This is a genomic window from Kocuria tytonicola (assembly GCF_003687455.1).
Classification (GTDB): Bacteria; Actinomycetota; Actinomycetes; order Actinomycetales; family Micrococcaceae; genus Kocuria; species Kocuria tytonicola.
This window is the reverse complement of the sequence record NZ_PHOA01000013.1, coordinates 1-17,878: the sequence shown is the minus strand read 5'-3', so window position 1 is coordinate 17,878 and position 17,878 is coordinate 1. Positions and strand designations below refer to the sequence as shown.

The 17,878-nt window shown below is 71.5% G+C and carries 16 protein-coding genes; 4 read left to right on the top strand and 12 right to left on the bottom strand.

What is annotated here, in order from left to right; genetic code table 11:
* Positions 1-29 precede the first annotated feature (29 nt).
* Positions 30-1,250, bottom strand: coding sequence for an MFS transporter (locus tag CWC38_RS03135; protein ID WP_121845374.1), 1,221 nt, complete (start codon positions 1,248-1,250; stop codon positions 30-32).
* A gap of 376 nt (positions 1,251-1,626) precedes the next feature.
* Here CWC38_RS03135 and CWC38_RS03130 point away from each other — a divergent pair, with 376 nt between their 5' ends.
* Positions 1,627-3,231: a GMC family oxidoreductase gene (locus CWC38_RS03130; protein WP_121845373.1), complete on the top strand. Its 1,605-nt coding sequence runs from the start codon at positions 1,627-1,629 to the stop codon at positions 3,229-3,231.
* Positions 3,232-3,319: 88 nt separating this feature from the next.
* On the opposite strand, the gene CWC38_RS03125 is transcribed toward CWC38_RS03130, so the two are convergent.
* From CWC38_RS03125 to CWC38_RS03110, 4 genes are all read right to left on the bottom strand, one after another.
* Positions 3,320-3,526 carry a cold-shock protein gene (locus CWC38_RS03125; RefSeq protein ID WP_012399300.1) on the bottom strand — a complete coding sequence of 69 codons (207 nt, stop codon included), beginning with the start codon at positions 3,524-3,526 and terminating at the stop codon, positions 3,320-3,322.
* 251 nt (positions 3,527-3,777) lie between these two features.
* A complete protein-coding gene (locus tag CWC38_RS03120; RefSeq protein ID WP_121845372.1) occupies positions 3,778-4,860 on the bottom strand; it encodes an alkene reductase in 1,083 nt (360 codons plus the stop codon).
* Between the two features lie 228 nt (positions 4,861-5,088).
* A complete protein-coding gene (locus tag CWC38_RS03115) occupies positions 5,089-6,495 on the bottom strand; it encodes an aldehyde dehydrogenase family protein (RefSeq protein ID WP_121845371.1) in 1,407 nt (468 codons plus the stop codon).
* Between the two features lie 168 nt (positions 6,496-6,663).
* Complete coding sequence (locus tag CWC38_RS03110) at positions 6,664-7,614, bottom strand: AraC-like ligand-binding domain-containing protein (RefSeq protein ID WP_121845370.1); 951 nt, start codon at positions 7,612-7,614, stop codon at positions 6,664-6,666.
* Positions 7,615-7,870: 256 nt separating this feature from the next.
* Here CWC38_RS03110 and CWC38_RS03105 point away from each other — a divergent pair, with 256 nt between their 5' ends.
* Positions 7,871-8,311, top strand: a complete 441-nt coding sequence (locus CWC38_RS03105; RefSeq protein ID WP_121845369.1) for a PaaI family thioesterase — start codon at positions 7,871-7,873, stop codon at positions 8,309-8,311.
* 98 nt (positions 8,312-8,409) lie between these two features.
* Here the strand turns inward: CWC38_RS03105 and CWC38_RS03100 are convergent, their stop codons facing one another.
* From CWC38_RS03100 to CWC38_RS03090, 3 genes are all read right to left on the bottom strand, one after another.
* Positions 8,410-9,210 carry an SDR family NAD(P)-dependent oxidoreductase gene (locus CWC38_RS03100; protein WP_121845368.1) on the bottom strand — a complete coding sequence of 267 codons (801 nt, stop codon included), beginning with the start codon at positions 9,208-9,210 and terminating at the stop codon, positions 8,410-8,412.
* A 68-nt stretch (positions 9,211-9,278) separates the two neighbouring features.
* Complete coding sequence (locus CWC38_RS03095) at positions 9,279-10,940, bottom strand: amidohydrolase (protein ID WP_121845367.1); 1,662 nt, start codon at positions 10,938-10,940, stop codon at positions 9,279-9,281.
* A gap of 25 nt (positions 10,941-10,965) precedes the next feature.
* A complete protein-coding gene (locus CWC38_RS03090; RefSeq protein ID WP_121845366.1) occupies positions 10,966-12,369 on the bottom strand; it encodes an MFS transporter in 1,404 nt (467 codons plus the stop codon).
* Positions 12,370-12,452: 83 nt separating this feature from the next.
* On the opposite strand from CWC38_RS03090, the gene CWC38_RS12010 reads away from it, so the two are divergent.
* A complete protein-coding gene (locus CWC38_RS12010) occupies positions 12,453-12,677 on the top strand; it encodes a hypothetical protein (protein WP_124106137.1) in 225 nt (74 codons plus the stop codon).
* Here the strand turns inward: CWC38_RS12010 and CWC38_RS03085 are convergent.
* The 4 genes from CWC38_RS03085 to CWC38_RS03070 form a co-directional block, all read right to left on the bottom strand.
* Complete coding sequence (locus tag CWC38_RS03085) at positions 12,674-14,494, bottom strand: choline/carnitine O-acyltransferase (protein ID WP_121845365.1); 1,821 nt, start codon at positions 14,492-14,494, stop codon at positions 12,674-12,676. The two genes, CWC38_RS12010 and CWC38_RS03085, sit on opposite strands and share 4 nt — an antisense overlap.
* Positions 14,495-14,539: 45 nt before the next feature.
* Complete coding sequence (locus CWC38_RS03080; protein WP_121845364.1) at positions 14,540-15,748, bottom strand: aminotransferase-like domain-containing protein; 1,209 nt, start codon at positions 15,746-15,748, stop codon at positions 14,540-14,542.
* Between the two features lie 171 nt (positions 15,749-15,919).
* The gene (locus tag CWC38_RS03075; RefSeq protein ID WP_124035141.1) at positions 15,920-16,555 is read right to left on the bottom strand and encodes a TetR/AcrR family transcriptional regulator; all 636 of its coding nucleotides are present in this window, start codon (positions 16,553-16,555) and stop codon (positions 15,920-15,922) included.
* Between the two features lie 145 nt (positions 16,556-16,700).
* Entirely contained in the window at positions 16,701-17,372 is a 672-nt protein-coding gene (locus CWC38_RS03070) for a DedA family protein (protein ID WP_121845362.1), read from the bottom strand.
* A 104-nt stretch (positions 17,373-17,476) separates the two neighbouring features.
* Between CWC38_RS03070 and CWC38_RS03065 the strand changes: the two genes are divergently transcribed.
* Positions 17,477-17,878 (top strand): pyrimidine dimer DNA glycosylase/endonuclease V (locus tag CWC38_RS03065; protein ID WP_121845361.1); only part of this gene is annotated, 402 nt, incomplete at its 3' end.

Genomic DNA, 17,878 nt, shown 5'->3' with positions numbered 1-17,878 from the left:
GCCCGCCTGGGGAGCCACCGCGGCGGCGCTCACACCACCCGGCGCGCGACCTCCCGCGGCCGCGTCACGTGCATCGCCACCGCGGCCACGAGTCCCGTGAGCCCGGCGCCCAGGGTCAGCAGGAACCCCCGCTGCGGCACCTCGGACAGCACTCCACCGAGCGCCGAGCCGAAGGACACCCCCAGCACCAGGCATGTGGTCAGTGTGGTCATCACGCTCGCGATCCGGTGTGACGGTGCTGCGTGCTCGCCCCGCGTGTATGCGCTCACGAGCATGGACCCCACCCCCAGCCCGGCCAGGGCGAACAGGACGCCGAGCACCAGGGGGCCCGGGATGCTGAGCAGCAGCAGCGACGTCGTGGACACCAGCACCGCACCCACGACCACGCGCAGGGAGAGCGGAAGCCGCTGCGGGAGCCGGGACACCAGGACGCTGGCCAGGGCGCTGCCCACACCCATGCAGCCGTAGATGACCCCCGTGTAGCCCTCGGTGCCGCGCGCCGCGTTGATGGCGGCGAGCGCGGTCTGGGTGGAGCCGAACACCGTGCCCACGCACAGGCACGCGAGCATGGGCGGCAGCACCAGGGTCCACCGGATCCGCGGTGCGATCCCGTCCGTCACGTCCATGGTGTGGGTGTCCACGGTGAGCCCGCGCCGTCGCAGCAGGTACACGATGAAGCACCCCTGCCCCAGCACCACCCACCCCATGAGCAGCAGCAGTGCGGGGTTCGGCCCGAACAGCCCCAGCAGCACACCCGCGATCACGGGCCCCAGGATGAAGCCCACCTCGTCGCACGCGGTCTCGTACCCCAGCGCCCTGCTCACGAGCCCCGGCAGACGACGCCGCCGCGCCAGCGCCGACCAGCGCGCCCTCGCAATCGCGCCCACCTGCGGGTTCGCCGAGCCGATCACGGCGGCGCACACCAGGATGAGTGCGTGCGGGGCGTCGTGGAGCACCACGGCGAGCAAGGAGCCCATGCCGATCAGCTGGACGACCGTGGCACCCAGCACCACGGGCAGGGGGCCGAACCGGTCCACGAGTCTGCCCACCGCGGGCGCACCGATCGCGGAGCCCAGGCCCGCCGCGGCCACGGTCATTCCGGCGAGCCCCAGACCCAGACCGGCTCCGCTCACGTAGAGCAGGAGCCCCAGCTGCACCGTGGCGGCGGGGAGACGGCCGATCAGTGCGGTGACGAGGAAGGGCCAGCCACCCACGGCGGGCAGGGACAGGGCGGATCGCGATGATGTCATGAACAGGCTCCGGGGTAAGGCGAACGGCCGCGCACCCGACCACACGCGCGGAGAATCCCCTGGCAACACCGCTGATCCTACCGGGAGTGCCACGCGGCCAGGTCGTCTCCGCACGGTCGGTTCCGGGCAGAGGGGGCGATGCAGGATGCCGACACGGGCCCCACGGCGAGCTGCGAAGTGGAGCAAACGCAGCGGCGTCGGCGAAAATCCGCAGTTGCTCAGTTTTTGCAGCGAGGGCTGGGGACGGGGAGTGCGCGCGTCAGGGGGGTGTGTGTTCTGGCGGCTCGGAGGCGTCCCGCGCCGGGCCCGCACGCATCCCCAACACCTCTGCACTCCACACCCACACACGCTGTGGCACACCCCACACACTGGGAGCATGACCAGCACAGCACAGGCCCCCCGCCACATCGTGGTGGTGGGCGCAGGAACCGCAGGATCCATCGTTGCCGGGCGTCTGGCGGAGGCCGGGCACCGCGTCACCCTCCTGGAAGCCGGTGGGGAGGACACCAATCCGGCCATCGCCTCCCTCTCCCGCATGGGCGAGCTGTGGCACGGACGGGAGGACTGGGACTACTTCACCGTGGCCCAGGAGCACGCGTCCGGCCGGGTCATCCACTGGCCGCGGGGGCGGGTGCTGGGCGGCTCCCACGCCCTCAACGCCGCCATCTGGGTGCGCGGCAACCCGCTCGACTACGACGACTGGGCGGCGGCGGGCTGCGACGGCTGGGCGTGGAGCGACGTCGCCCCGGTGTTCGAGGCACTGGAGGCCTACGAGGGCCCCACCAAGGACGACGACGCCGCGGCACCCCGCGGCACCGACGGTCTCGTTCCCGTGGTGGGCAGCTACCAGCGCAGCCCGATCTTCGACGCGATCATCGCGGCGGCCGAGGCCGTGGGGGTGCCGTTCAACGAGGACTACAACGCGGGGCCGCAGGAGGGCATCTCCCAGGAGCAGCTCACGGTGCGGGGCACCAGGAGGGTGACCACGTACACGTCCCACGCGAAGCCGTGGGTGGCGCGCGGCGCCATCGAGGTGCGCACGGGTGCCGTGGTGGAGCGCCTCATGGTGGCGGACGGCCGAGTGACCGGGGTGCAGCTGCACGCCGGGGCGATCGCCGAGGTGGAGGGCGTGGACGCCTCCGAGCCCACGGCGGGTCAGGACAACGGGGGCGAGGTGATCTCCGCGGACGAGGTGGTGCTGTGTGCCGGGGCACTCGACAGCCCCAAGATCCTCATGCGCTCGGGGATCGGCCCGGCGGAGCACCTGCGGGAGGTGGGGATCGAACCGGTGCTGGACCTGCCCGGCGTGGGGGAGAACCTGCACGACCACCTCCTGGTGCCGGTGATCGCGGAGGCCACGGCCCGGCCCATCGAGCACCCGGAGGACGAGATCGCCGTGACCCAGACCCACCTGTTCTGGCGTTCCTCCGCGGACCAGGACCGCCCGGACACCCAGCCCCTCCACTTCTGCGTTCCCATGTACGACGACTGGATGCAGGGCCCGGCCAACGCGTTCACGCTGCACACGGGCCTCACCCGCCCGTACTCGCGGGGCCGGATCACCCTGACCGGGCCGAGCAGCACGGACCCGGCGAACTACGACCCCAACATCTTCTCGGACCCCCGGGACCGGGAGGCGCTGCGGGTCTCCCTGCGGCAGGGGCGTGCCATGGTTGCGGCCCCGCCCCTGGCGGATGAGTGGGGTGCCCGGGAGATCTACCCCGGTGAGGGCGAGATGGACGAGGCGGCCGAGGACGCCTACATGGACCGGGCCGTGACCACCTACCACCACCAGGTGGGCACGTGCCGCATGGGAACGGACGAGCTGGCCGTGGTGCACCCCGCCACCCTGCAGGTGCACGGCATGGCGGGCGTGCGGGTGGTGGACGCCTCCGTGATGCCGTTCATCACCAACGGCAACACCAATGCCCCCTCCGCCATGATCGGGGAGAAGGGGGCGCGGATGCTGCTGGGCGGGTGATCCCGGAAAACCACGAAGACGCCCTGCCGATAACGGCAGGGCGTCTTCGTGGTTTTCCGACGGCTGCTCGCCGTTCAGGAAATGATGATCAGGAGATCACCGAGATGTTCGTGGCCTGCAGGCCGCGATCGCCCTGCTGCACCTCGAACTCCACCTTGTCGCCCTCGTTGAGCGAGCGGAAGCCGCCGGAGTTGATGCCGGAGAAGTGGGCGAAGACGTCGTCAGAGCCGTCCTCGGGGGCGATGAAGCCGAAGCCCTTGTCAGCGTTGAACCATTTGACGGTGCCAGTAGTCATGTCAGACCTGCCTTTTCTGCAAGAAAGTGAGCACATCCCGAATTTCGGGGGCTCGGCGTTGCGATGCTTGCCATGAACGTTTCTTCAAAAAAACCGCCGCACCATGGTTGGTGGGTACTGCTTAAAATACAAAACGAAACTTCAACAACTGATATTCAACCTACTGCCTCCACTTCCCGGAGTCAACCCAGCCGGCCAGAGGCCCCGCGTGCCGCGTCCTCATCAGCTCGCACGAGGCACGCGGCTTGGGCTCAGATCCGCTCCGTGGCGAACGGGTAGTCCACGTACCCCTTCGGGCCGCCCAGGTAGAAGGTCTTGGGGTCCGGCGTGTTCAGTTCCAGACCGTCCCGCCAGCGCTGCACCAGGTCCGGGTTGGCGACCAGCTCACGCCCGACCATCACACCGTCCGCCAGGTCAGCCGCCATGATGTGCTCGGACTCGGCCAGCTCGGTGTACTCGCTGAAGCCGCTGTTGAGGTAGAACGCGCCGTCGAACTGGCCGCGCAGCTCCTGCACGAACTCCCCGTCGATGTCCCTGTGCAGCACGGACAGGTACGCCAGTCCCAGGTCCCGCAGGCCGGAGAACAGCGCGGCGTAGGTGGCGCGGACATCGTCGTGGTCGTCCTCGACGGCGCCCTGCACGTTGTGCTCCGGCGAGATCCGCAGGCCCACACGCTCCGCCCCGATCTCCTGGGCGACGGCGCGCACCACCTCCACGACGAAGCGCGCCCGGTTCTCCGGGGAGCCGCCGTACTCGTCCGTGCGGTGGTTGGCGGAGGGGGCCAGGAACTCGTGGAGCAGGTAGCCGTTCGCGCCGTGGATCTCCACGCCGTCGATCCCGGCGTCCACGGCGCGGCGGGCGGCGGAGACGAACTCCTGCCGGATCCGGGGGAGCTCGTCGGCCTCGAGCGCGCGGGGAACGGGGATGGGCCGCTTGCCGCTGGGCACGTGGGTGCTCTGGTCGACGCCCACGGCACTCGGGGCCTCAGGGGTGGACCCGCCCGTGAGCTCGGGATGGGACACGCGACCGGCGTTCATGACCTGCATGAACACCACGCCGCCCTTCTCGTGCACGGCCTCCGCCACGCGGGACCAGCCCAGGGCCTGCTCGGCGGTCTCGATCCCGGCCTGGCCCCAGAACCCGCGGCTCGTCACGGCGGGGGACGTGCCCTCGGTGACGAGCAGGCCCACGGACGCACGCTGCGCGTAGTACTCCACGTTCATGTCCTTGGGCACGCCGTCCTCGTCGGAGCGCATCCGGGTGAGCGGCGCCATGGCCACGCGGTTCCTGAGCTCGAAGGCTCCTACGGTGATGGGGTCGTACAGGGTGGGCATGCGGTTCCCTCCGGCGAGATCGGTTGCCATGTCGGTTGTGCAACACCTATCCCTGCCACACCATTCCCGCGGAAAGTTCCTGACGGCCTCCGGCGACGCCGCGCCCGCCCCCTTCCTCGGCCGCGCCCGGAAACGACGACGACCCCGTCCGGGCACCATCACGTGCGCGCGCCCCGGACCGTCGGAGCTGTCCGGGGCGCCCACGCCGTCGTGCACGGTGGAGCAGGCTCAGCGGGAGATGACCTTGCTGGCCGCCACGGACTTGAGCCCCTCGACACCGAACTCCAGGCCGAAGCCGGACTTCTTGATGCCGCCGAACGGGATGCGGGGGTCCACGCCGCCGTGCTTGTTGATCCACACGGTGCCGGCCTCCAGCCGCTGGGCCACCGCCATTGCCTTCTCGGTGTCGGAGCTCCACACCGAGGCGCCGAGCCCCACGTCCAGGCCGTTGGCCATGGCCATGGCGTCCTCCACGTCCGAGTACTTCACGATGGGCAGGGCCGGGCCGAACTGCTCCTGCGTGACCAGGGGGTTGTCGTTGGGCAGGTCCGCCACGAGCGTGGTGGGGTAGAAGTACCCGGGCTGGTCCTCCTGCGGGTCCCCGCCGATCAGCACCCGGCCGCCGCCGTTCCTGGCGTCCTCCACCAGACCCGCCACGATGTCGTACTGCTGCCTGTTCTGCAGCGGGCCGAGCACGTTCTGCTCCTCGCGCCCGTTGCCCATGGGCATCTGGCGCGCCACGTCCACGAGCGCCTCGCACACGGCGTCGTACACGTCCTCGTGGACGTACAGCCGCTTGAGGGCGGCGCACGTCTGGCCGGTGTTGATGAAGGCGCCCCAGAAGAGGTCACCGGCGATCGCCCGGGGGTCCACGTCCGGGAGGACCACGCCGGCGTCGTTGCCGCCGAGCTCCAGGGTGAGGCGCGCCAGACCGTCCGCTGCGGATCGCATGATGGCCTGACCGGTCCTGGTGGAGCCCGTGAACATGATCTTGTCCACGCCCTCGTGGGAGGACAGGGCCTTGCCCACCTCACCGCCGCCGGGGACCACGTGCAGGACGTCCGCGGGCAGCGCCTGGTTGAGCACGTGCACCAGGCCCAGCACGGACAGCGGGGTGTACTCGGAGGGCTTGACCACCACGGTGTTGCCCATGCGCAGGGACGAGGCCACCTGCCACACGGTGATCATCATGGGCCAGTTCCACGGCCCGATGGCCCCCACGACGCCGAGCGGGACGTAGTGCATCTCGGCGTGGCCGGACTCGTCGTCCACGAGCACCTCGGGCTCCAGCGGGAAGTCCGCGCTGGCCCGCAGCCACGCCACGCAGCCGCCCACCTCGAACGCTGCATTCGGACCGTTCTTCACGGGCTTGCCCTGCTCGCGGGAGAGCAGCTCCGCGAGCGCCTCGGCGTTCGCCTCCACGGCGTCCGCAGCCTTGTGGAGGCACTCGGAGCGCCTGGCGTGACCCAGTCCCGCCCAGTCCGGCTGGGCCGCACGGGCGGCGGCCACGGCGGCGTCGAGCTCCGCGGTGGTGGACTCGTGGGCGCGGCCGACCACCTCGCCGGTGGCGGGGTCCAGGATCTCGCGGCCGGACGGGTCGGTGATGGCCGAGAGCAGGTCCTGACAGGTGTTCACGGGGGCTCCTCGTGGGGTAGATGGGGCCGGCGCGGGCGCGCTCGGGCGACTGCTCCCATTGTGCCGGGAATCACACGGGTGCGCGCCGATCTCACACGTGACCGGCAGTCCACGACAACCCCGATGCACGGAGCGACAACCCCGCCACCTGGGTGGTGTGATGAGAGCTCAGGACTGCGCCAAGAGGCGGCGCCGGTAGGCGGAGGGCGTCTCCCCGAACTCGGCCTTGAAGCTCTTGCTCACGTGGGCGGGGTCCACGAGGCCGTGGCGGGCGCTGATGGTGTGCACGGTCTCCGCGCGGTGCGCCGGATCCGCGAGGTCCGCGCGGATGGCGGCCAGGCGCACGGCGCGGATGTGGGCGACCACGGTGAGGTGCTGGGCGGCGAAACGGCTGTGCAGCTGCCGGACCGAGACGTAGAGCGCGCGGGCGATCGAGCCCGGGGAGAGCTCCGGGTCCGCCAGGTGGTCCGCGATGTACGCGGTGGCCTGCTGCACGAGCAGGTCCCCGGCGCCTTCCTGTGCGGGGTCCAGGACCTCCGCGGAGAGCACGCTGACCAGCATGTCCAGGGCCGAGCGCACGAGTTTGCGGGCGTGCGGCCCGTGGAGCACGTCCATGTTGTGCGCGAGGTTGCGGAACAGAGGGACGGCCACGCGGCCCAGGCCCTCGTCCTGGCTGATGCGCTGGGCCGTGACAGTGTCCAGCTGCGCGGGAACCAGCTGCACCACCGAGCGGGGGAATGTCATGACCATGCTGTGCTGGGGGCCGTCGAACACCAGCTCGTACGGCCGGTACGCCGCATAGAGCCCCAGGCTTCCCGGGCGCAGCACGCACTCCCGCCCGTCCTGGCGCAGCCGGGCTGCCCCCTCCAGCTGCAGGCTCAGCTTGAGGTACTCCCCCGAATCCCGGGCCACGAGCTCCGGGGTGCGCTGCACGCGGTGGGCGCCGGTGGTCATGTCGAAGAGGTGGACGTCGTCCAGTTCCACCGTGGTGAGGTCCGCACGGAACTCGTTCTCCGCGGGCGCAGTGATCCGCACGGCCGCAAAGGAGGCATTGATGATGGTCCGCCACTGGGTCATGGTGAGACCCGCGTGGCGACCCGTGACTCCCTGACCGGCCATGCACCCCCCTCTCCGATCCACCCTGCAGCCCGGCAGGCCCGTGCTCGCATGCTACGCCCGCCGCTCGCGTCGGCACCGCCCAGGCGAGCGGGGCGGGGAAGGCGCCGCGCGGCGTCGTCCTCCCACGGTGCTGTCACCGGGGCGGCCGGGGCATTGCCTGCCCCTACAGTGTTCTCAGACCGCGCCGCCCGCCCGCCCTCGGGCACGGCCCCCGGGTCCGCGCCGCTGCGGGCCGAGCCTCGACCGAAGGACCACCATGTACGCCGATCCCACCGACATGAACGCCATCCGCGAGCTGCTGCACGAGATCCTCCGCAACGACCCCGCCCCGCTGCACCTGGGGATCGAGCTGGGGGAGATCGAGCAGGGGAAGGTGAGCATGTCCATGGCCGTCACGGACTTCATGGCCAACGGCCACGGCATCTGCCACGGCGGGTATCTGTTCACGCTCGCGGACACCACGCTCGCCTACTGCTGCGCCACCGCGGGCGCGCCGATCGTCACGCGCAACGCCGAGATCACGTTCACGGCCCCCGCGCACACCGGGCAGACCATCACGGCCACCGCCACGCGCCGGGTGAGCTTCGGCAGGAACCAGATCTGCGACGTCGTGCTGGAGGCCGACGGTCGCGTGGTCGCCTACTTCACCGGCCAGGGCACCACCCCACCGGCCCCGAAGTCCCAGGTGCAGGCCTGACGGCACATCCCCGGACGACGACGATCCCCGCACCACCCGGAGAGGGTGACGCGGGGATCGTCGTACCGGGCGGCGGACCGGGACCCGCGAGGGCGGACTCAGACCGCGGACCACCCGCCGTCGGAGGGCAGGACGGCGCCGTTGACGTTCACGCCGTCGTTGCTGGCCAGGAAGCAGATGGAGGACGCCAGGTGGGCCGCGCTGGCCACGCCCGGCATGTTCGCCTGGACGGTGGCCAGGCGCGCGCCGCCGAACTGCGAGGCGTCCTTCGGGATCTGGATGCCCGTGGCCACGCCGCCCGGAGCCACCACGTTGAAGCGCAGCCCGGAGGTGGCGTACATGAACGCGCAGTTGCGGGTCATGCCGATCACCGCGTGCTTGGACGCCGTGTAGGCGATGCCCGCGGCGGAACCGCGCAGCCCCGCCTCGGAGGCCAGGTTCACCACGCTGCCGCGCCCGGCCTCGAGCATGAGCGGGACCACCGCGCGGGTCAGGCGCATCATGGCCTCCACGTTCACGGCGAACACGCGCTGCCACGTGGCGTCCGTGACCTCGTGCACCGGGGCGAAGTTGTCCATGATGCCGGCGTTGTTCACGAGCGCGTCGACCCGCCCGTCCGCCGCGGCCACGACCTTCTGCGCGGCGTCCTCCTCTGTGAGGTTCGCGGTGACCGGCACGAGGTTCTCACCGAGCTCCTCCGCGAGGCTCTTCAGCCCGTCCTCGGCGAGGTCCACCGCGACCACGCGGCCGCCCTCCGCCACCACACGCGTGGCCACGGCACGGCCGATGCCCGACGCCGCTCCGGTCACCACCACGGTCTGCCCGGCGAAGCGCTCGGGCGTGGCCTTCTCCACCCACTCGGCGTTCAGCATCGGGGGCACAGCAGGATTCTCGGACATGATGATCTCCTTCGATCTCAGGTTGTGGATCCTTGGCGGGCAGTGTGCCGGGCCACGGGTGTCGCGGCTCAGACGGAGTCCGTGCGGTGCACGATCCGCCCGTCGCACACGGTCAGCTCCGCGGTGATGTCCTGCAGCTCTCGGACGTCCACCTCGAAGGGGTGACGGTCCAGCAGCACCAAGTCTCCCAGGAACCCCTCCGCAATACAGCCCGTCCTGCGCTCCTCGAAGGACGCCTTCGCGGCCTCCACGGTGTACGCGTCCAGGGCCTCGGCCACGGTGATGTTCTGCGCGGTGTCCGTGACCTGCCCGGACACCGTCCTGCGGGTCACGCAAGCGGAGATCCCGAGCCACGGGTTGGCGGTGGTCACGGGAAAGTCCGAGTTGCACGGCGCCACGATCCCCCGGTCCAGCAGGGTACGCATGGGGTACGTGCGCGCCATGCGCTCCGGTCCCAGGTTCTTCACGTAGGAGTCCCCGAGCTCGTGCACGAACGCCGTGGAGGCCGCCGCGATGATCTTCCCCTCCGCCAGCCGCCGCAGGTCCTGCTCCGTGGGCAGCGCACAGTGCTCCACCCGGTGACGACGCCGCGTGACCGCCTGCTCGTAGGCCACCTCCGGGTCCTCGGCCTCCCGGGCGACCTCCCGGCCCGCCCCCTCGATGAGGTCCAGCGCCTGCTCCACGGCGCGCTCCCCGATCCCGTGGATGGCCAGCCGCAGCCCGTTGCGCAGCGCCTGGGCCGCCATGGGCAGGATCTGGGGGGTCTCGTAGTAGAGGATCCCGCGGGAGTCGGTGCCCTCGAAGGGCTCCGCCACCGCCGCGGTCCTCCCGCCCACGGAGCCGTCCAGGATGAACTTCATCCCCTGGATCCGCACCATGTCGTCCCCGAGCCCGCTGCGGATCCCGGTGCCGATCACCTCGTCGTAGCTGCCGTGGAAGTCCCCGAGCTTCAGGGCGAAGTACCACGGTCGGAAGCGGGTGGTGAGCTCTCCGGCCTCCTGCAGCCGCAGGTAGGTCCCCATCTCCAGAGGCCCGGTGCTCATGTCGTGCACCGTGGTGAGCCCCCACGCGGCGAAGTCCTCCTGGGCCACGCGCATCCCCGCGAGCAGCTCGTCCGCGCCGCTCACGGGCAGGTCCGCCAGGGACATGGCCGTCTCCTGCAGCAGACCCGTGGCCTCCCCGGCCGCGTCCCGCACGATGCACCCGCCCGCGGGGTCGGGGGTGTCCGCGGTGATGCCCATGCGCTCCAGGGCCGCGGTGTTCACCAGGGCCATGTGGGCGCACGTGCGCTTGAGGTACACCGGGTGCTCGGGGGCGGCCTCGTCCAGGTCCGCGCGGGTGGGGCCGCCCCCGTCCATGCGGTGCTCGTCGTAGCCCCAGCCGATCACCCACTGCCCCGGTTCCGTCTGCTCGGCGGCCTCCCGGATCACCGCGACGACGTCGCCCGCTCGCGGTGTCACGGACGGGCGGCAGTCCGCGTTCAGGGCCAGGCGGGCGTAGAGCCCCGGGTGGCCATGGGTCTCAATGAGACCGGGCATGAGGTACCGCCCGCCCGCGTCCACGACCGGCGCACCCGGTGCCGTGCGGCGTCGTGCCTCTGCGGCGTCCCCCACGAAGGCGATGACGCCGTCCCGGACCACCACGGACTCCGGTGCGGAACGGTACCGGCCGCCGGGGCGGTGCACCACGGCGTCCAGGACGGTGATGCTGCGTGCGGGCTGCTCGTTCATGCGTTGCTCCTCGTCTCCACCGGGGTCACCGGTTCAGCAGGTCTCCCGAGATCTGGTCCACGTTCTGCTCCTCGTCCCGGCGGATCACGCGACGCGCGCCGATCGACGACGCCAGGGAGATCAGAGCGAGCGCCAGCAGCAGGAGGGTGGGCCCGGTGGACGTCCCACCGGTGACCCCCAGGATCCATGCGGCGAGCGCGGGCATGAACCCTGCCACGACGCCCGCGATGTTGGCGCACAGCGCAATGGCCGAGTAGCGCACCTTCACGGGGAAGAGCTGGGTCAGCACGGTGCCCACGGGGGCGTAGGGGATGGAGGCGAAGCCGATGCCCAGCACCATGGCTGCGGTGATGAGCACGGTGCTGCGCGTGTCCACGAGCCAGAAGATGGGGAACGCCAGGACCGCGGCAATCGCGTAGCCCACCACCACCACGATGGACGGGGAGGTCCGGTCCGCCACCTTGCCCGCGATCGTCATGGTCACGATCTCCGCCACGGCGCCCCACGTGATCGCGGTGAGGATCACGGTGGAGGGCACACCCAGCTGCTGGGTGGCGTAGCTGATCATGAACGTGGTCAGCACGAAGAACCCGGCGTTGCCGAAGAGGTACGTGCCCACGCCGATGGCGAGCCGCCCGGGGACCGTGCGGAGGATCTCCAGGACCGGGAGGCCCTCCTTCTCGGAGGAGGCGGCGCGGGCGGCCTGGGCGTCCTTGTAGTCGTCCGTCTCGTCCACGCGCAGCCGGATCCAGACGCCCACGACCACCAGCAGGATCGAGAGCAGGTACGGGATGCGCCACGCGCCCTCCAGGAACTTCTCCCCGGACAGCGCCACCACCGCGGCGACGATCATCGAGGAGAGGATGGTGCCCGTGGGAGAGCCCAGCTGCACCACCGCGCCGTAGAAGCCGCGCTTGCCCTCGGGGGCGTTCTCCACGGCCATGAGGGTGGCCCCGCCCCACTCACCCCCGGCGGCCATGCCCTGGACGAAGCGCATCGCGGCCAGCAGGACGGGCGCCACGATGCCCGCCGTCTCGTACGTGGGCAGCACGCCGATCAGAGCGGAGGCCACCCCCATGACCACGATGGTGACCATCAGGATGGTGCGCCGGCCCAGCCGGTCCCCGAAGTGCCCGGCGAGCAGCGCGCCGATGGGACGCGCGATGAACCCGATGCCGAAGAGCAGGAAGGACTGGATGGTCCTGAGCACGGGATCGTCACCGCCGAAGAACAGCGGCGCGAAGACGATGGAGGCGGTGGTGCCGAACAGGAAGAAGTCGTACCACTCCAGGGACGTTCCCACGTAGGCGCCGATGAGCGCCCGGCGGGCCTTGCGGGGATCGTGCGCGCGGACCGCCGGAGCACCCGGCGTGTGGTCCGCGGTGCCGTGGCCGGCGGGGCCCTCGGGGCCGCTGACGATGTGGGACATGGCAACCTCTGGATCGGGGAGGAGGGAACGGGACCGCGCGGCGCTCACTGGGCCACCGCGCTGTGACTCCTGCCTGCCACTATGTGACCCGGACCGCACACCGTCAACTGCGGCGAGCACACGGACTCACCGGACGGGGCACGCCGGCACCGGTCAAGGACCAGACCGCGCACGAGCGCACCGTGGGCATGGCCCGCGGGCAGGAGCAGGCGTGCCCCGCGGACCAGCGCACCCAGCCGCAGCCCGCGGACGGCGGGATCGGCGCCCTGACGGACGTGCAGGGCCGGGAGCCGGACACGGGCAACTAGACCTGCAACGTCCCCACGAACTCCCACAGCGTCCGCGCGGCCGTCGTGAGGTGGTGCGCGAAGCCCTCCAGGTCCTCGCTGGTGTCCCGGCGGTGGTTCACGCAGAACTCGTAGCCCTCGGGCCACGCGGTGTAGGTGACACCGAACCCCTCGGGCGTGGTGGGCGCAAAGGCGAACCGCACGATCCGGTCCGGCCCACCGATCGACGTGGTGGACAGGAAGTCGTGGCGCAGCGCGGCGAGCGCCGGGGAGTCGAAGAACGGGGAACGCTCCCCCAGCCGTTCCGCCGTCATGGCGAGGCCCAGCAGGTGGCGGTCCACGCCGTGGGCGCGCTTGCAGGCCTTGACCCAGTCGCGGTGGGCGTTCAGCGCCGCGCGGAAGAGCTCCTCGGTGGCCGTGCCCTCGTGCAGGGCGCGCACGAACTCCACCGCCTGCGGGGTCACGGGGCGCAGGCACTCGGTGCGCCCCGCCCGGAACTCGCGCATGTCCACGGCCTCGTACACGCCGCGCACCCTGCCGTACGTGGTCAGCTGGGCGAGGAGCATGATGAACTGCTGCGCGGCGTCGTCGCTGATCCGGAAGGGCAGCTCCGCACGGTGCGGGCGGGGCGTGAACACGCGGTGCACGCCCAGCAGGGCGGACCGGGAACGGTACTCCGCCACCGCGCTCACCAGCTCGTCGCGCAGCGGCGCGTCCAGCTGCCACGCGAGCGCTTCCGGAGCCGGGACCCCCGCGGCGGGCGGCTCGTCCGGGACCACGGCGTCCTGCAGCGCGCCCGCCACGGCCAGGATGGTGGCGCCGTCCACGGTGCTGTGCTCCACGAGCATGGCCAGCCAGTCGTCCTCCAGGCACACCTCGTACGTGATGGGCTTGTAGGCCCACGCGTGGCCCACCTCGAACGCCGCGCGCTCCAGGTGCTCACCCGTCTCCGCGGCGGCCTCCACCACGTTCACCATGAACAGCATGCGCGTGATGCGCTTGTACACCCCGGCGTTGTGGGGGTTCTCGGTGAGCCGCTCCAGCAGCGGCGCGGCGGTGCCGCTGCCCAGGTAGGACAGCGCTCCGAACGGCAGCTCGTGCTCGCGCGGCTCGTCCCGCTCGAGCACCGCGCGCAGCCCCGCCGCGAGCGAGCGCAGCGGCAGGGGCTCGAGCCGTGCGGTGCTCACCGGCACCGCGTACAGCCGCCCGCGGTGGATCACCCCGATCTCCACGGTCTCCCCCGCGGAGGTGCCGGTGCCGTGCGTGCCGTGCATCGCGGCGTCGTCGGCCGTGGGCGCGGCAGCCGCGCGCGTTTCCGCGCCACCGGCCCCCGCCCCGGGGGACGACGCCGCACGTCCCGGTCCGCGGATCTCGTCCCGCTCCGGACGGGGGTGCCTGATCCCGCCGACCAGGCACTCCCACTGGTCCATGCTCACGGGGTTGCCCCGGGGGTCGACCTCCTGCGGGGTCTCCCCGCGCAGCTGCCGCAGGTGCACCTGCGCGGCGCGGTGGACGAGCTCGGCGGCACGGCCGGGACCCGGCGCGCCGAAGTCCCCGGTGATCTGGAAGCCCACGCTCGTGCTCAGCGGCAGGGGCGTGCGGACCGTGAGGTAGCCGTCCAGCCACTGCCGAGACAGCCAGCTGCGCCCCTCGGTGTCCTCCGCGCGGGCGAACTCCTCCAGGGCCTGCTGAAGCCGGGGGCCTTCCTCGGAGCCGAAACGCCGCGCCTCACGCTGGGTGCGCTCCAGGGTGTCCCCGTCCACGAGGGGCTCCACCGCGGTGAGGAACCGGGACAGCGTGTCCTCCAGGGACGGGACGGGCAGCGGCTTGACGCTCATCGGGTGTCCTTTCGGCGGGCGGGGCGGCGGCGGTCGGCTGACCGGTCAGCCCCGTTCGGCCTCGTAGCGTTCCAGGGCGCGGCGCAGCCGGTCCACGCCCTCCCGGATCTTCTCGGGTCCGTGGGTCACGAAGGACAGCCGCATGGTGGAGGTGTCGGGGTCGTGGGCGTAGAAGGACTCCCCCGGCACGAAGGCCACCCCCTCCGCCACGGCCAGCTGCAGCAGGCGGGTGGGGTCGATCCCGTGCCCCAGGCGCACCCACAGGAACATGCCGCCGTCCGGGCGGGTGATCTGCGCACCGGCGGGCAGCACCGTCTCGAGCTCCGCGTACATCGCGCGGGCCCGCTCGGCGTAGACGGGACGGACGCGCTCGAGGTGCGCCTCGACGTCGGCGGTCTCCAGGTAGCGGGCCACCGCCAGCTGGTCCGGGACCGGGGACTGCAGCCCGATGGCCTGCTTGGCCACCGTGAGCGTGAACTGGATGGGGCCCTCGGAGCGCATCCACCCCACGCGCACACCCGGTGCGATGATCTTGGAGACCGAGTTCAGCAGGATGGTCTGGGCGGACATCCCCGGCAGGGACGCGATGGGCGCCAGGGGCTCGCCCGTGTAGCAGAGCTCGCCGTACGGGTCGTCCTCCACCAGGGCGGTGCCCGTGCGCCGCAGCACGTCCGCCACGGCCTGGCGCCGCTCCACGGACATGCAGATGCCGGAGGGGTTCTGGAAGGAGGGGATGAGGTACACGAACTTCGGGGCGTGCTCCCCGATGAGCCGCTCCAGCTCGTCCGGGAGCACACCGTGCTCGTCCGTGGGGACGCCCACCATGTGCGCGCCGTTGAGGTCGAAGGCCTGCACCGCGGCCAGGTACGTGGGGCGCTCCACCAGGATGGTGTCCCCCGGGTTCACGAGCGCCTGGGCCACCACGAACAGCCCCTCCTGGGATCCCGTGGTCACCTGGATCTGCTCCGCCGTGGTGGGCAGGTGGCGGCTGATGCGGCGGGCGGCCTGCTCGCGCAACTCCCGCTCCCCCTCACTGGACGCGTACTGCAGGGCGCGCTGGGGCTGGTGCTCGAACACCCAGTCGTAGGCCGCCTTGATGTCCGCCACCTCGAAGTACTCGGGGTCCGGGACACCGCCCGCGAAGGAGATCACCCCCTCCCTGGACACCACGTCCAGGAGGTCACGCACGGGTGAGGAGTCCACCCCGCGCAGACGGTCGGCAATGCGGAACGAGAAGGTCTCCGAAGTGCTCATGCCGCCATTCTCCCACCGGCCCCGCCGCCGTCCGCCACCGTGGGCGGCTGTGCCGCGCCGCGGTCCGAGGGCGGCACCCGGAGTCCGGGGCTGCGGCTGCGGCTGCGGCTGCGGGGACCGTGCCACGCGGGCGCGCGGACCGGTGCGGGCACTTCCATCCCGGCTGACTCCTCAGGGACGGTGCTCCAACGGGGTGTCCACGTGCCAGGCGCGCAGCAGCGCGGTGACATGCTGGTCGTAGGCGGCATCGGCGTCGACCTCCGGATCCGGGATCACGGGCCGGGTCATCTCGATGGCGATCCACCCGTGCACACCCGTCCACAGGGTGGCCCCGATCCGCGACACCGGGACGTCGTGGAACGACCCCTCCCGGATGCCCAGGCGGATCAGCTCGTTCATGGGCCGCATGGCCTCGACGATGTACTCCCGCTGCCTCGCGCTGCTCTCCTCGGCAACGGTCCTCGCCCAGGCCTCACCCCGGCCCAGCATCACGTGGTACAGCTCCGGGTAGGCCAGTGCCCACGTCCTGCTGGCCCTCCCCATCTCGAGGAGGTTGGCCAGGGGGGCGCGGTCGGCGATGGCGGACCCCTGGGCGAGGCGGTAGCTCTGGACGGCCTCCTCGCGCACCGCCGCGATCAGCGCGTCCCGGCTGCCGAACATCGTGTAGATGGCAGTGGTGGAGCAGCCGTGCTTCGCGGCGAGCGGCCGGAGGGAGACGGACTCGACGCCGCCGGCCAGGATCTGCTCAGCGGCGTCGCGGATCAGTGCCGAACGGGTGGTCTCATCGAACTTCCGGGGGCGCGCCACACGGACAATGCTACTGGTCAAACGGTGAATACGAGGTGGCTGACGGCCGAAAATTCACACCTGTTACGTTGGACACACCACGCTCCCGCCACGACGCCGCCCGGCCGGCTCCCACGCGGACCCCGCCCCGCCGGCGGCTCGCCCCTCAGACGGATCCGTGCGCCGCCCGGTTGCGGCGGACGCGCCGGAGGACCCACCAGGCCACGAAGAAAACCACCGCGACCACCACGACGCGCGAGAACACCCCGGCGTACTGCTCCGCGACGTGCCAGTTCTCCCCCAGGTAGTACCCCGCGAGCACGAAGACGGTGTTCCAGATCAGGGACCCGGTGGCGCTGAGGAGCAGGAAGATGCCCAGCGGCATGCGCTCGATCCCGGCGGGCACGGAGATCAGGGAACGGAAGATGGGGATCATCCGCCCGAAGAACACGGCCTTGCGGCCGTGGCGGTCGAACCACGCCTCGGTGCGGTCCAGGTCCGCGAGGTCCACGAGCGGCATGCGGTCCACCACGGTGCGCAGGCGGCGTCGTCCGAGGACCGCACCGATCCAGTAGAGGGCGGCGGCCCCCACGACCGAGCCGAGGGTGGTCCAGAAGATCGCGCCCGCCACCGTGAAGCCGCCCTGGCTCGCGGTGAAGCCTGCCAGCGGGAGGATCACCTCGGAGGGCAACGGCGGGAAGAGGTTCTCCAGCGCCACGAGCAGTCCCGCGCCGGGTGCCCCGATGGTCTCCATGACGTCCACCACCCAACCGGCGATGCCGGAGAGCTGCGTGCTCTGCTCGGATGCTGTGGCGGCCAGGGTGAGGGGCAGGGGCATGAGGGAGTTCTCCGCGCGTGGTCGTCAGGGGAGGTCCCCACGCTACGGGAGCGGGCTGGGGACCGGCTTGGAGGTTCCGGGGTGTTCCACGGTTGAATGGGGGCATGCGTCTGTGGTCAGTTCACCCGTCCCTGCTGGACCGCCGCGCCCTGGTGGCGTGCTGGCGGGAGGGGCTGCTGGCCCAGAAGGTGCTGCGGGGAGAGACGAAGGGCTACACCCGCCACCCGCAGCTGCAGCGCTTCCGGGCCACGAGCGACCCGGTGCTGTTCGTGGCCACGTACCTGCACGGCGTCGCGGACGAGGCCGACCGCCGCGGCTACAGCTTCGACCGCACCCGGCTGGTGCGGGAGGCGAGCTCCGAGCCGCTGTCCATCACCGTGAGCACGGGGCAGCTGCGCTACGAGTTCGAGTTCCTGCTGCAGAAGGTGCTCTCCCGCGACCCCGAGTGGGCCCGGACCGCCCTGGACGGCACGAACCCCGAGCGCGTGCCCGCACACCCCCTGTTC

Coding starts and splice junctions, on each gene's coding strand:
- CWC38_RS03135 (WP_121845374.1), bottom strand. CDS start 1,250: ATGACATCATCGCGATCCGCCCTGTCCCTGCCCGCCGTGGGTGGCTGG.
- CWC38_RS03125 (WP_012399300.1), bottom strand. CDS start 3,526: ATGACTACTGGCACCGTCAAATGGTTCAACGCTGACAAGGGCTTCGGC.
- CWC38_RS03105 (WP_121845369.1), top strand. CDS start 7,871: ATGTACGCCGATCCCACCGACATGAACGCCATCCGCGAGCTGCTGCAC.
- CWC38_RS03080 (WP_121845364.1), bottom strand. CDS start 15,748: ATGAGCACTTCGGAGACCTTCTCGTTCCGCATTGCCGACCGTCTGCGC.
- CWC38_RS03085 (WP_121845365.1), bottom strand. CDS start 14,494: ATGAGCGTCAAGCCGCTGCCCGTCCCGTCCCTGGAGGACACGCTGTCC.
- CWC38_RS03120 (WP_121845372.1), bottom strand. CDS start 4,860: ATGCCCACCCTGTACGACCCCATCACCGTAGGAGCCTTCGAGCTCAGG.
- CWC38_RS03070 (WP_121845362.1), bottom strand. CDS start 17,372: ATGCCCCTGCCCCTCACCCTGGCCGCCACAGCATCCGAGCAGAGCACG.
- CWC38_RS03095 (WP_121845367.1), bottom strand. CDS start 10,940: ATGAACGAGCAGCCCGCACGCAGCATCACCGTCCTGGACGCCGTGGTG.
- CWC38_RS03100 (WP_121845368.1), bottom strand. CDS start 9,210: ATGTCCGAGAATCCTGCTGTGCCCCCGATGCTGAACGCCGAGTGGGTG.
- CWC38_RS03110 (WP_121845370.1), bottom strand. CDS start 7,614: ATGGCCGGTCAGGGAGTCACGGGTCGCCACGCGGGTCTCACCATGACC.
- CWC38_RS03090 (WP_121845366.1), bottom strand. CDS start 12,369: ATGTCCCACATCGTCAGCGGCCCCGAGGGCCCCGCCGGCCACGGCACC.
- CWC38_RS03130 (WP_121845373.1), top strand. CDS start 1,627: ATGACCAGCACAGCACAGGCCCCCCGCCACATCGTGGTGGTGGGCGCA.